This window comes from Rubrivirga sp. S365 (genome assembly GCF_032248475.1).
GTDB lineage: Bacteria > Bacteroidota > Rhodothermia > Rhodothermales > Rubricoccaceae > Rubrivirga > Rubrivirga litoralis.
The window spans coordinates 258,922-271,332 of the sequence record NZ_JAVTTN010000001.1; the positions used below are offsets into that span (position 1 = coordinate 258,922).

The window sequence follows — 12,411 nt, forward strand, 5'->3', positions numbered from 1 at the left end:
CGCCGCCTCGGAGAGCCCGTCTCTCTGAGGCGGCTTTGTGGTGGAGAGGGGCGCCGAAGTGCCCCGCCAGGGCCGGAGAGGGGGGCCGTAGCTTGGTCCCCCTCCTCAGCCCCGGCCCATGCGCCCGTTGGTTTTCCTGCTCGCCGCCCTCGCGGCTGCCGGCTGCGACTCCGCCCTCACAGACGGCCAGGCGTTCAGCGCCACGCTGTCGACCGACAAAACGGCCTACGCGCTCGGCGCGGACGCGACGCTGCGGATCGAGAACACGGGGTCGGTCCCGATCGAGTTTGGGCCGCCCAGCTGCTGGGCCGCGCTGGAGGCCGAGAGGACGACCGGGGCATGGGGCGAGATCGCGCGCCCAGACCGCCCTACCTGCGGCGGCGCCATCGTGGTGCTCCCGGCCGGCGAGACATCCATGTCGCCGCCCATCGACCTCGACGTCCCGGCCGGGACCTACCGGCTCCTCCTGAACGTGTCCGACGGCGACGAGGAGGTCCGGCTTTCGACCGACCCCTTCGTCGTCGGCTAGCGCTGCCCGCCGCCGCGATACGGCCGCCCCGCCCATGCCCCTCCGCGTCGTCCAGTTTGGGCTCGGGCCCATCGGCCGGGCCTGCGCCCGCCTCGTTCAATCTCGCCCTGCCCTCGACCTCGTGGGCGCGCTCGACCTGGAGGCCGTCGGGCGCGACGTCGGGGAGGTCTTGGGAGGCGAGCCCGTCGGCGTCCTGGTCCGCGACGACGCCGAGGCGGCGCTCGCCGCGTGGCGGCCCGACGTCGTCCTCCACACGACGTCCTCGTTCCTCGACCGAATCGAGGGCCAGATCATGACGTGCGTCGCGGCCGGGGCACACGTGGTGTCGTCGGCGGAGGAGCTCGTGTGGCCGTTCGAGCGCGACGCGGGCTTCTCGGAGCGCGTCGACGCCGCCGCGCGTCGGGCCGGCGTGGCCGTCGTGGGGACGGGCGTGAACCCGGGGTTCGTGATGGACCTCTTGCCCGTCGTGCTGTCGAGCGCGTGCGCCCGCGTCGAGCGCGTCGACGTGTGGCGGTCGGTCGACGCTGGGCGGCGGCGGGGGCCGCTCCAGCGGAAGGTGGGGGCGGGGCTCTCCGCCGAGGCGTTCCGCGAGCGCGAGGCGGCCGGCGGGTTTGGCCACATCGGCATGGTCGAATCGGCCCGCGTGCTCGCGGCAGGCCTGGGCTGGGGCGGGGTGGAGATCGAGGAGACGTTCGGCCCGCACGTGTCCGACGCCGACCACGAGACTGAGCATGTGACGGTCCGCGCTGGGAGCGTGGCCGGCATCCACCAGACGGCGACGGTGCGCCAGGGCGGGGCGGTCCGCGCCACGCTCACGCTCACGATGGCCGTCGGGGCGCCCGACGAGGACCGGGTCCTCATCGCGGGCGACCCGGGCCTCGACGTCGTCGTCCGCGGCGGGACGTTCGGCGACACGGCGACGGTCGCGGCGCTCGTCAACGCGGTCCCCCGCGTGGCCGCCGTCCGGCCGGGCCTGCGGACGGTGCTCGACCTGCCCGCGGCGGCCGTGGGCGGGCGCTCCCGCTCAGTTAGATTCGGCGCGTGTTCCCGTTAGGGCGCGACCCGAACCTTCCATACCGCCTCGCCCTGCAGGGAGGCACAGGATATGGCGAGAGCGTGCCCACCACCCGCCGCCCCGCCCTGTGTCTGCCCAGATCGCCCCGCCCGCTGAGAATCCCGCGCGGCTCGTGCCCCGCCCCCGGTTCCGCGCCGACATCGAGGGGCTCCGGGCCGTCGCCGTGCTGCTCGTCGTGCTCTACCACGCCGGCGTGCCGGGGTTCGGCGGCGGCTACATCGGCGTCGACGTGTTCTTCGTGCTCTCGGGCTACCTCATCACGTGGCTCCTCGTCCACGAGGCCGAGGAGACGGGGACCGTCGACCTCGTGCGGTTCTACGCGCGGCGGGCGCGGCGGCTGCTCCCGGCCGTCGCTGTCGTCCTCGTAGCGACGGTCGCCGTCGGCGCGCTCGTTCTAGCCCCGTTCGAGCAGCGGGACCTGGCGAAGTCGGCCTTGGCGACGGCGGCGTACCTCTCGAACGTGTTCTTCGCGCGGCGGGCAACGGACTACCTGGGCGCGGCGGCCGAGGACAACCCGCTCCTCCACACGTGGTCGCTCTCGGTCGAGGAGCAGTTCTACGTCGTCTGGCCGGTCTTCGTCCTGTTCGCGTTCGGCGCGTTGGGATGGCAGCGGCGGGCGGGGCGGCGGCCGTCGCGGCGGCGGCTCGTCGGGTGGATGGCGGCTGTGGCCGTCGTGTCCTTTGCGGCTTCGGTCTACCTCACGGGCGTCCGCCAGCCGTGGGCCTTCTTCCTCTCGCCGCTCCGGGCGTGGGAGTTCGCGGCCGGGGCGCTCGGGATGCTCGTGGCCGGGGGCGGGGCGGCCGGGTCGAGGCGCCTGAACCCGGGCCGCGTGGGGGCCGCCGAGGGTGTGCTCGGGTGGGTCGGGCTGGCGGCAATCGTGGCCGTCGGCGCGCTGTACCGGGCCGACACCCTGTTCCCCGGGTGGGCCGCGGCCGTCCCGGTCGCCGCGACGGTCCTCGCGCTCCGGGCCGGGACGGCGCGCACGGAGACGGCGCTCGCGCGGGCGCTGGCGTGGCGCCCGCTCCAGGAGCTCGGCCGGCTCTCGTACTCGTGGTACCTGTGGCACTGGCCGGTGCTCGTGTTCGGGGCCGCGCTAGGGCTGGCTGAGACGCTCCCTGCCCGGCTCGCGCTCGTGGCCCTCTCGCTCGGGCTCGCCGAGGCGTCATACCGGCTCGTCGAGGACCCGGTCCGGCACCACCCCGCCCTGGCGGGGCGGGTGCGGGCGGGGCGGTCGCTGGCGCTGGCCGTCGCGCTGACGGCGCTCGGGGTGGGGCTGTCGGCAGCGTGGTGGCAGGCGGCGGAGGCCTGGGCGCAGCGCCCGGACCAAGTCCGGTTCACGGAAGCCTGGGCCGATTTGGCGGCGGTCTACGGCGACGAGTGCCACGCGGACTTCTACGCGACAGCTGCCGAGGGCTGCTCGTACGGCGTGGTCGACGCGGACACGACGGTGGTCCTGTTCGGCGACAGCCACGCGGCCCAGTGGTTTCCCGCCATCGAGCGGGTGGCGATGGCGCGCGGCTGGCGACTAGTTTCCCTCACCAAGTCGGCGTGCCCAGCCGTCGATGTCGAGACGTTTAATCCCGGCCTCGGCCGCATCTACGACGAGTGCACGATGTGGCGTGAGGCAGCGTTCGAGGAAATCTCACGGCTCCGCCCGTACCTCGTCGTCGCGTCGAGTTCGTCCGCGTATCTCCTGCCATCCTACGAGGACCGGACGCCAGTCCGCGCGTGGGACACGGCTTGGCGGGGTGGGGCGGCCCGGGTGTTCCAACACTTGGCCGGCGCGGCCGATCACGTTGTCTATCTAGAAGACTCGCCGCGGCCTAACTTCGACGTCACAGGGTGCCTCGCGCGGGCGGCGTGGCAGCCGTGGTCGGGCGGGGCGGCGTGCCAGTTCCAGGCCAAAAACCTGGAGCGGGATCGGGCAGCCCAGGTTGAGAAGGAAGCGGCTTCTGCCGGCGGCGTGGGCTACGTCGCGTGGGCCGACGAGCTCTGCTCCGGCGAGCCCTGCGAGACGGTCCGTGGAAGCCGGCCCCTCTACCGCGACGGCGATCACTTGGCGGCATCGTTCGTCGCGGACCTCACCCCCGTCGTCGCCCGGCGGATCGACGAGGCCATCCGCTAGCGCTGCGCCTCGGGGTCCACGACGCCGACGATCGTGGCGTCGGTCGCGGTGAGGGCGTGGGCGGGGCGGAACGGGATGGCCGCCTCCGAACTGGTCACGTAGAGGACCGTGTCGCCCGGCCCGGCGTCGGCGGTGTCGAGCGCGACCGTCGGCCGGCCGGCGTCAGCGCCGTCGGCGTGCGTGGGCTGGACGAGCAGCATCCGCCGCCCGACGAGCGACGGGTCCTTCTGGGTCGCCCAGAGGCTCCCGATGACGCGGCCCAGCCTCACGCCCCGCCCGCCGGCTCGAACGCGAGCGGGGCGGCCTCGTCGGCGCGGTCCTCGATCTCCGCCCCGCCCCCGGCCACGTCCAGCCGGTCGACGATCGCCATGACGACGGCGTCGACGGCCTTGCCGTCGGTGATCGCCGTCTGGCGCCCGGACGAGCCCTGCGCCACCAGGACCACCTCGCCCTCGCCCGCCCCGACCGCGTCGGCGGCGACGACGAACGCGGCCTGGGGCTCGCCGTCGAGGTCGAGTTCGCGGACGATCAGGAACTTGATCCCGACCAGGCCGGGGTCCTTGCGCGTGGCCCAGACGGTGCCGATGACTTTGCCGAGGAGCATGGGGCCAGGGGGCGGGGTGGGACGGCGGAAGGTAGCCCGGGCGCGCAGGGAGCCGCCCCGCCCCACTCAGCGCCCGTCGAGCGGGACGATGGCGAGCGTGCAGCGGCTCGTGCAGATCAGCTTGTCGCGCTCGTCGCGGATGTCGATCTGCCACACCTGCGTCGAGCGGCCGACGTAGACGGGCTCGCCCACGGCCGTAAGCGTGCCGTCGCGCTTGGGGCGGAGGTGGTTGGCGTTGATCTCCATGCCGAACGCCGTCTGCCCGTCCGGCGCCGCCAAGTAGGCGCCGACCGAGGCGACCGTCTCGGCGAGCACGACCGAGGCCCCGCCGTGGAGGTAGCCCAGCGGCTGGTGGTGGCGCGGCTCGACGGGCATCGTCGCCACGCACCGCGTGCCGGAGGCCTCGGTGATGTCGATGCCGAGCGTGGTCCCGAGCGTCTCGCGGTCGGGGAAGTCGGAGAGCGTCTTGGGCACGGGCGAAAGGTGGGGGGCGGGGCGGGCGTCTACCTGCCCCACGCTGCCGCCCCGCCCGAGGGTCCCGCCCTGTTCGACACGCTTCGCGACTGGTTTTTCGGCCTCGGCGCCCAATACGGCGTCGACCCGCTCGTCTTCGGCGTGATCTACGTCGGCGCGATCCCGTTTTTCACGGCGTCCGTCGCGTGGCTCGTCCGCAACGCGCGGGCGGGGCGGAGCGTGGTGGCGCCGGCGCTCGCGGCCGGGTTCTTCTTCGTCTCGGCCTACCTCTACCTCATCGTCGTCGGCCGGAACGTGCCGTGGTGGGTGTACGCGTTCGTGGCCGTGCTCGTCGTGGGCGGGGCGGTCTCGACGGTCCGCCAGGTGCGGCGGAAGGTGGCGGCGGCGCGGGCTGAGGACGCCGCCCCGCCCGCGCAGGGCGGCTAGCGGAGCGGGACGTCGAGGCTGAAGCCGACGACGGCGTCCGTGTCGAAGAGGTTGTCGTGGATCGGGACGCGGATGAGGAGCCCTGGTCGGACGGGCAGGCCTTGGGCCGACGCGCCGAGCGTTAGCGAGACCGGGGAGTGATTTATATCACCCGCCGTGTCGAGCCGGCCGACCACCCCGCCCGCAAGTTCGACCCGGTCGAGCAGTCCGACGACTTGCGCACCGTACTGCACCTCGACATTCGTCGCACGGCGCTCCTGGACGACAGGGCCGTCCTGCTCGAACGAGTCGAAGGTCCGGAGGACCGGAGCGGCGAGAAGGCGGAGCCGGATGGCGTGTGACACGGCTGGCTCGTACCGGACTCCGAGCCGCGCGGAAAACGTACCGTCCTGGAACATCTCGACCGCCTCGAAAGACGTCTGTATGCCCGTGAATCGAGCGGGGGAGAACTCGTGACTCGACAGCGGGAGCCGGACCCCGGCCTCGACGGTGAGGGCGGGGCGGGCGGCGAGCTCGGCGCCGAGGTAAGGGTTACCGATGCCGAACTCGCTCTGTGGATCCCCTACGACCGCACCGCCGCCAGGATTGCTGGTGGACGCGTCGTAAGTGAAGTAAGCCGTCGGGAAATCTGCTACGACTGTGACCGCAAAGCCGACCGGAAAACGAGCTGAGACGACGTGGGCCGTGTTCAGCGCTGTCGGCCCCACGTCCCCGATCACGACTCCTCTCTCGTCCGTGACGACGTCTCGCCCCGCGAACGCCTTCAGCACGTCGAGCGACACGCTGCCCCCCTCCGGCGCCGGCCGCCACATCGGCTGCGCCGACGCCGCCCCGCCCGCGAGAACGGCGACGGCAACCAGGGCGGGGCGAAGCCAACACGAAAAGCGCGGCATGGATGACCCCAGAGCGAGGCGGCGGATGAGGCGCCGAACGTACGTCGCGCCCTGCCCGATCCGACCGCCCCGCCCTCACCCAAACGGCGTGCCCTCCCCGCCCCCATCGACGCCGAAAAAGGCCGCGACCGTCGCCGCGTGGTCGGCGAACGTGGCGCGCGTGCCCAGGTCGCGGGCGGGGCGGCCCGGGCGGTAGAGGAGGGCCGGCGTCCGCTCGCGCGTGTGGTCGGTTCCCGGGAACGTTGGGTCGTTGCCGTGGTCGGCCGTGAGGAAGACGGCGCCGCCGGGCGGCGTAGCCGCGCTGAAAAAGGGGAGCGCCTCGTCGAACGCCTCCAGCGCGCGGGCGTAGCCGGCCGCGTCGTTCCGGTGCCCGTAGAGCTCGTCGAAGTCGACGAGGTTGGTCCACACGAACGTGGGCACGTCCGACGCCGCGGCCTCGCGCATGGCCTCCAGCGTCTGCCGCACGCCGTCGGCGTTCCCGGCCGTCTTGCGCTCGACGTCGACGCCGGCGCCGCCGAACAGGCTCGCGATCTTGCCCACGCAGACCGTCCGCACGCCCGCGCCCTGGAGCGCGTCGAGGAGCGTCGGGCGGGGCGGCAGCAAGGAAAAATCCTTCCGCTTGTCGGAGAGCCGTTCGTAGGCGCCGGGCGCGCCCTCGAACGGCCGGGCGATCACGCGGCCGACGGCGTGCTCGCCGACGCACACCTCGTCGCGCGTCACCCGGCACATCCGGTACAGCTCGTCCAGCGGGACCGTATCGACGTGCGCCGCGACCTGGAAAACGCTGTCGGCCGACGTGTAGACGATGGGGCGGCCGGTCCGCTGGTGCTCCTCGCCCAGCTCGGCCACGATCGCCGTCCCGCTCGCGGCGCGGTTGCCGAGCACGCCGTCGACGCCGGCGCGGTCGCAGAAGGCGTCGATCACGTCTGGGGGGAAGCCGTCGGGGTAGGTCGGAAACGGCTCCTCCAGGACGAGCCCGGCGAGCGCCCAGTGGCCGGTCGTCGAGTCCTTGCCGGCCGCCCGCTCCGTGAGCCGCCCCCACGAGGCGACGGGCTTGTCCACCCCGCCCAGCCCGTCGACGAGCTTCCCGAGCCCCCACATCTCGAGGTTGGGGAGCGCCGGCCGCTCCTGGCGGACGACGTGGCCGAGCGTGTCGGCGCCGGCGTCGCCCCAGGCCTCGGCGTCGGGCGCGTCGCCGACCCCGGCGCCGTCGAGGACGATGGTGACGAAGAGCGGGGCGGGCATAAGGGTACGGGGTACGGGGTACGGGGTACGGGGTACGGGGTACGGAAGGTGGCCGGCCGCCCCGCCCGCGTCAACCGGGGCGGGGCGGAAAGGTTGGGCGGGGCGGATCGGGCGGGGTGGCCCAAACCCACCCTCTGCCCATTCCCTCTTTCCCATTTCCTAGTCCCCCCTCCCCCACCCCGCCCCGCCCACGTCGCCACCTTCCGCCTTCGTCCTTCCGCGTTCCACATTCCATGACCCTCCCGGACCTCCCGCCGATCCTGGCCATCGAGACGTCGTGCGACGACACGGCCGCCGCCGTGTGGGCGGGCGGGGCGCTCCGGTCGTCGGTCGTGGCCGGGCAGCGCGTGCACGAGGGGTTCGGCGGCGTGGTCCCCGAGCACGCGAGCCGAGCGCACGAGCGGCTCGTCGTGCCGACCGTCCAGGCCGCGCTCCGCGAGGGCGGGGTGGCGATGGGCGACCTGGGCGCCGTCGCCGTGACAGTGGGGCCGGGGCTGGCCGGGTCGCTGCTCGTCGGCCTGAGCGCGGCCAAGGGCGTCGCGCTCGGGGCCGGGCTCCCGCTTGTCGGCGTGAACCACCTGGAGGGCCACGTCTACTCGGTGTTCGTCGAGCCGCCCCGCCCGCCGCTCCCGTTCCTGTGCCTGACAGTCTCGGGCGGCCACACCCTCCTCACGCTCGTCGAGGAGGGCTTCCGGCACACCGAGCTGGGGCGGACGCGCGACGACGCGGCCGGCGAGGCGTTCGACAAGGTGGCCAAGCTGCTCGGGCTGCCCTACCCCGGCGGCCCGCACGTCGACCGGCTCGCCGCTAGAGGCGACGCCGACTTTCTCGACCTGCCCTCGCCGCGCCTCGCCGGCAAGCACGGCGAGCGGCCCCTGTTCGACCTCTCGTTCAGCGGCCTCAAGACGGCTGTCCGCTACTGGATCGCCGACCTGGGCGGCGACCGCGCGGCCGTCCTGGAGCGCCACCGGGCCGACGTCTGCGCCTCGTTCCAGCGCACGGTCGTGGACGCGCTCGTCGACGCGGTGCGCGACGCCGTCCGCCGCACGGGCGTCCGCGCCGTGGCCGTCGTGGGCGGCGTCTCGGCCAACTCCGGCCTCCGCGCCGCTGTCGAGCGGGCGGGGCGGGCCGACGGGTTCGCCACGTTCGTCCCCGACCGCGCGCACTCGGTCGACAACGCGGCCATGATCGCCGTCACGGCCGCCTTCAAGCTCGCCGCAGGGCACGCGGACGGCCTCGACCTGGGCGCCCACCCCGCCCTCGCGCTGTAGGGGCGACCGGTGGCCGCCCCGCCCCCAGCGGTGCGTCGAGAGCGGGCCGCGCCGGGGCGGGGTGGTGTACGTTCCGCCCCGCCCCAGGCTCATCCCCACCCTGCCCCCGCCCGTGTTCCTCGTCCCCACGTACCTCGAAAAAAGCCCCGTCCACGGTACCGGCGTGTTCGCCGCCCGCGACATCCCGGCCGGCACGCTCATCTGGGAGTTCACGCCCGGCGTCGACTGGGAGATCACGCCCGACGACCTCGCCGCCTTCCCCGAGCCGTACCAGTCGCAGATGCGGGCGTGGTGCTACCTCGACGAGAGCGGCGCCTACGTGTTCTGCGGCGACAACGGCAAGTTCATGAACCACGCCGAAGCGCCCAACTGCGACGACCCGCCCGACCGGACGACCGTCACCAACCGCGCCGTCCGCGCCGGCGAGGAGCTCACCTGCGACTACCGGACGTTCGACCGCGAGACGGCCGAAAAAGGGTTCGACTTCGAGCTGGCCGAGGCGGCGGAGTAGCCCAGCCCGGGCGCGCCCGCCCCGTCACCGCTCGCCGAGCGCCCGCGCCGCGAGTCCGGCCGCCGCCCCGCCCACGGAATACCACAGCACGGTCAGCGCCGGCGTCGCCGGCCGCCGCGCGACGTCCTGCCCGCGGTCCAGGAGCGCGGCCGCGGCCAGGGCGACCGCCCCGCTCAGGGCGCCGGTCGCGGCGCCGCGCAGGACCGGCCGCTTCGACCCGGCGACCGTCGCATACGTCACCGTGTTGACGGCCACGTCGAGCGCGAGCGCGGCGCCGTAGACCGCCCCGCCCTCGTCGGCCTGGCGGGCGGGGCGGACGCCCAGGCCGAGCGCCCGGGAGAGCGCGGCCGTCCCCAGCCGGTCGAGCCGCGGCACGGCGGCGTCGGGCGCGGTGAGGCGGTGGGCGGCCTCGTTCAGCGCGTTGAGCGTGAGGGCGCCGGTGAGGCCGGCGGCGAGGGAGCGGGCGAAGGACATGGGGGCGGGGTGGAGGCTTGGGAGGAGCGGGCCGTACTGTCGACGAACGCCTGCGGCGAACCGTGGTGCCCGAACCTCCCCGCCCGCCCTCAGCGCCCGCCCGCCGCGCTGCCCCCGTCGTCCTCGGCGTTCGCCCACGGGTCCGGCTCCACGTCGCGGCCGCGGAGGTGCTCCTCGAACCAGCTCAGGATGTAGGGCGTCGTCGCCATGAGCAGCTTGGGCTCACGCGGGCCGTGCGGCGTCCGCGGGAGGACCACCATCTCGGTCTTGACGCCGCGCCGCTGGAGCGCGACGTAGAACTCCTGGCCCTGGGTGAACGGCACGCGGAGGTCGTTGGCGCCGTGGATCACCTGGGTCGGCGTGGTCACGTTCGCGACGCGGTAGATCGCCGAGTGGCGCTCGTAGGCGTCGTAGTCTTCCCAGACCTCGCGGCCGCCGAGGTGGGCGACGAGGTAGTTCGGGATGTCCGTCGTCGTCACCATGCTGACGAGATTGGGGAGGCCCGCCCCCATGCTAGCCGCCTTGAACCGGTCGGTCCGCGTGACGGCGAACGACGTGAGGTACCCGCCGTAGCTCCAGCCCATCACGGCGAGGCTGTCCGGGTGCCCGACGCCCCTCTCGATTACGGCGTCGACGCCGGACATCACGTCCTCGTAGTCGCCGAACCCCCAGTCGCGGACGTTCGCGTAGCGGAAGTCGCGGCCGTAGCCGGTGCTCCCGCGCGGGTTCGGCCGGAGCACGGCGTAGCCGCGCTGCGCGAAGGTCTGCAGTTGGTAGATGCTCGGCCCGCCCGTGAACGACTGGGTGTAGACACCAGCCGGGCCGCCGTGGATGTTGAGGACGAGCGGGACCCGGCGCCCCTCCTCATAGCCGACCGGGTACGTCAGGAGCCCCTCGACGGGCGTCCCGTCGGGCGAGGTCCACGAGACGACCTCGGTCCGGCCCATCGCCGGGAGCGGCACGTCGGCGTGGACCGACGAGACGGCGACGGGGTCGAAGGCACCGACCGTCGACGTGTAGACCTCGGGCGGGGTGGCGGGGTCCTCGAACGTGAACGCCATCGTGCGCCCGTCGGCGTCGAACGCGACGTTCGCGACCACGCCGTCGCCCTGCGCGACGACCTCGGCGTCGGCCCCGTCCGTCGGGATGGCGATGACCGCGCGCGTCGTCCCGACGCTCTCGAGCGCGTAGACGTGCCGGCCGTCAGCGGACCACGCCAGGAGCGACGCGCTCCGGTCCGGCGTGTCAGCCAGCTTGCGCGGGGCGCCCCCCGCGAGCGGGACTACGTAGACGTCGCCCAAGCCGACCTCCTGCGGGCTCCCGCCGTGCGAGACGAACGCGACCAGGCGCCCGTCCGGCGACACGAGCGGCTGCCCGTCCGCCCCGCCCCAGGTCACGAGCGGGACGACGGCGCCGCTGTCGGCCGGGACCGTCGAGAGGTCGCGTTCGCTAAAGCCGGTGCTGATGCGGGGGTCCTCCTGGTGGCTGAAGACGAGCGTGCGGCCATCCGGTGTCCAGTCGAACTCGGCCACGTGGAAGGTGCCGCCGGTCAGGCGCTGGGCGTCCCGCTCGCCGTCCGTGCCCGGCTCCGCGTCGACCACCCAGAGGTGCGTGTAGTCGAAGTTCTGGTCGACCACGATGACGTCGCGCTTCTCCTTCGTGCGCGCCTTGTCCTCGTCCGTCTCCGGGTCGCGGGCTGTGTAGGCGATCCGCGCGCCGTCGGGCGACCACCGGAAGGCCGAGACGCCGGCCTCGGCGTCGGTGACCTGTTCGGCTTCCCCGCCCCGCACCCGCATCCGCCACACCTGAGATACGTCGCCGCCCCGCGACGAGAGGAAGGCGAGGTGGGCGCCGTCCGGCGAGAAGCGCGGGCCTGACGCCGACGCGTCACCGCGCGTGTACTGCACGTCCAAGGAGCCGTCCGTTGCGGCCACCCAGATCTGGCTGTTCCACTCCGACTGCTCGCCCTCCATGAGCGGCTCGGAGACGACGTAGGCCGCGAGGTCGCCGCCGGGCGCGAGGTCGACGCCCCCGACGCGGTGGAAGCGCATGCTGTGCTCGGGCGTCCAAGCGAGCGTGTCGGCGGTCTGCGCGACGGGCGCAGTAGCCGCGAGCAGGAGGACACCAAGGGCGGCGGGGCGGAGAACCATCGTGGGGCGGGGTGAGTGCATCCACAGGATACCGGAGACGCGGTCGACGGGCGGGGCGGACGGCCGCACGACCTCCAAGCCACTTCCCCCCGCCCCGCCCCGCGCTCGGTCTGGGGCGGGGCGGCGCTTGCACAAGAACGGACGGGCTACTCCAGCTCGTGGAGTCGGTCGCCGAGGTCGGGGAGGGCGTGGAACACGTACTTCCGCCCCGCCCGCGTCGACGTGAGGAGGCCGCGGTCGGCGAGCGCGAGGAGGTCAGTCCGGGCCGTCTGGTACACGACCCCGTGGCTCATCTGGTGGGACGCAAACGTGTACGCGGCGTCGGGGTGCTGGAGCGCGTGGCGCAGCAGGGCGATCTGCCGCGGGTTCAGCCCAGCGTCCGGGTGGAGCACCGCCTTCGTCTCCCGAATCTCCCGCACCTTCCGCCCGACGTACGCCTGGACGCTGTCGAGGGCTTGGTCGATGACGTCGAGGTGGAACAGGAGGAAGTACGTGAGGTCGTTGTCGTCGGTCTCGGTGTAGAGGTACGTCCGGGCGTACGCCGCGTAGGCTTTGGTGAGGACGCTGGAGATCGACACGAACTCGAACAACCCGTAGCCCTCGCGGAGCAGGCACCAGTAGAACAGCGATAGTC

General features: G+C 73.6%; 14 protein-coding genes. 6 read left to right on the forward strand and 8 right to left on the reverse strand.

From position 1 onward, the window contains the following. The first annotated feature begins 118 nt into the window (after window positions 1–118). The 3 genes from RQM47_RS01130 to RQM47_RS01140 all read left to right on the forward strand — a co-directional run bounded on the left by RQM47_RS01130 (window position 119) and on the right by RQM47_RS01140 (window position 3,729). Complete coding sequence (locus RQM47_RS01130; RefSeq protein ID WP_311664241.1) at window positions 119–529, forward strand: hypothetical protein; 411 nt, start codon at window positions 119–121, stop codon at window positions 527–529. A gap of 34 nt (window positions 530–563) precedes the next feature. Continuing rightward, the gene (locus tag RQM47_RS01135) at window positions 564–1,583 is read left to right on the forward strand and encodes a dihydrodipicolinate reductase (RefSeq protein ID WP_311664239.1); all 1,020 of its coding nucleotides are present in this window, start codon (window positions 564–566) and stop codon (window positions 1,581–1,583) included. Window positions 1,584–1,671: 88 nt separating this feature from the next. Continuing rightward, a complete protein-coding gene (locus RQM47_RS01140) occupies window positions 1,672–3,729 on the forward strand; it encodes an acyltransferase family protein (RefSeq protein ID WP_314007046.1) in 2,058 nt (685 codons plus the stop codon). Here the strand turns inward: RQM47_RS01140 and RQM47_RS01145 are convergent. The 3 genes from RQM47_RS01145 to RQM47_RS01155 form a co-directional block, all read right to left on the reverse strand. Continuing rightward, window positions 3,726–3,998 (reverse strand): EutN/CcmL family microcompartment protein, encoded by a 273-nt coding sequence (locus RQM47_RS01145; protein WP_311664235.1) that lies wholly within the window; start codon window positions 3,996–3,998, stop codon window positions 3,726–3,728. The two genes, RQM47_RS01140 and RQM47_RS01145, sit on opposite strands and share 4 nt — an antisense overlap. After that, complete coding sequence (locus tag RQM47_RS01150; protein ID WP_311664233.1) at window positions 3,995–4,333, reverse strand: EutN/CcmL family microcompartment protein; 339 nt, start codon at window positions 4,331–4,333, stop codon at window positions 3,995–3,997. Before RQM47_RS01150 ends, RQM47_RS01145 begins: the two co-directional genes overlap by 4 nt. Window positions 4,334–4,399: 66 nt before the next feature. Continuing rightward, window positions 4,400–4,807, reverse strand: a complete 408-nt coding sequence (locus RQM47_RS01155) for a hotdog fold thioesterase (protein WP_311664231.1) — start codon at window positions 4,805–4,807, stop codon at window positions 4,400–4,402. Window positions 4,808–4,816: 9 nt separating this feature from the next. Between RQM47_RS01155 and RQM47_RS01160 the strand changes: the two genes are divergently transcribed. Further along, on the forward strand, window positions 4,817–5,233 hold the full coding sequence (locus RQM47_RS01160) for a hypothetical protein (RefSeq protein WP_311664229.1): 417 nt from the start codon (window positions 4,817–4,819) through the stop codon (window positions 5,231–5,233). Here the strand turns inward: RQM47_RS01160 and RQM47_RS01165 are convergent. Both RQM47_RS01165 and RQM47_RS01170 read right to left on the reverse strand, forming a co-directional pair. Further along, complete coding sequence (locus tag RQM47_RS01165; protein WP_311664227.1) at window positions 5,230–6,126, reverse strand: hypothetical protein; 897 nt, start codon at window positions 6,124–6,126, stop codon at window positions 5,230–5,232. The genes RQM47_RS01160 and RQM47_RS01165 overlap by 4 nt on opposite strands. Before the next feature lie 75 nt (window positions 6,127–6,201). Beyond that, window positions 6,202–7,371, reverse strand: coding sequence for a phosphopentomutase (locus tag RQM47_RS01170; RefSeq protein WP_311664225.1), 1,170 nt, complete (start codon window positions 7,369–7,371; stop codon window positions 6,202–6,204). A gap of 233 nt (window positions 7,372–7,604) precedes the next feature. On the opposite strand from RQM47_RS01170, the gene tsaD reads away from it, so the two are divergent. Both tsaD and RQM47_RS01180 read left to right on the forward strand, forming a co-directional pair. Continuing rightward, window positions 7,605–8,642, forward strand: a complete 1,038-nt coding sequence (gene tsaD / locus RQM47_RS01175; RefSeq protein WP_311664223.1) for a tRNA (adenosine(37)-N6)-threonylcarbamoyltransferase complex transferase subunit TsaD — start codon at window positions 7,605–7,607, stop codon at window positions 8,640–8,642. Window positions 8,643–8,754: 112 nt separating this feature from the next. Continuing rightward, window positions 8,755–9,153, forward strand: coding sequence for an SET domain-containing protein (locus RQM47_RS01180; protein WP_311664221.1), 399 nt, complete (start codon window positions 8,755–8,757; stop codon window positions 9,151–9,153). A 24-nt stretch (window positions 9,154–9,177) separates the two neighbouring features. Here RQM47_RS01180 and RQM47_RS01185 read toward each other — a convergent pair whose 3' ends face one another. From RQM47_RS01185 to RQM47_RS01195, 3 genes are all read right to left on the reverse strand, one after another. Beyond that, window positions 9,178–9,627 carry a hypothetical protein gene (locus tag RQM47_RS01185; protein WP_311664219.1) on the reverse strand — a complete coding sequence of 150 codons (450 nt, stop codon included), beginning with the start codon at window positions 9,625–9,627 and terminating at the stop codon, window positions 9,178–9,180. An 89-nt stretch (window positions 9,628–9,716) separates the two neighbouring features. After that, window positions 9,717–11,777, reverse strand: a complete 2,061-nt coding sequence (locus RQM47_RS01190; RefSeq protein WP_311664217.1) for a S9 family peptidase — start codon at window positions 11,775–11,777, stop codon at window positions 9,717–9,719. Between the two features lie 146 nt (window positions 11,778–11,923). Then, entirely contained in the window at window positions 11,924–12,355 is a 432-nt protein-coding gene (locus RQM47_RS01195; RefSeq protein WP_311664215.1) for a hypothetical protein, read from the reverse strand. Between the last annotated feature and the right edge of the window lie 56 nt (window positions 12,356–12,411).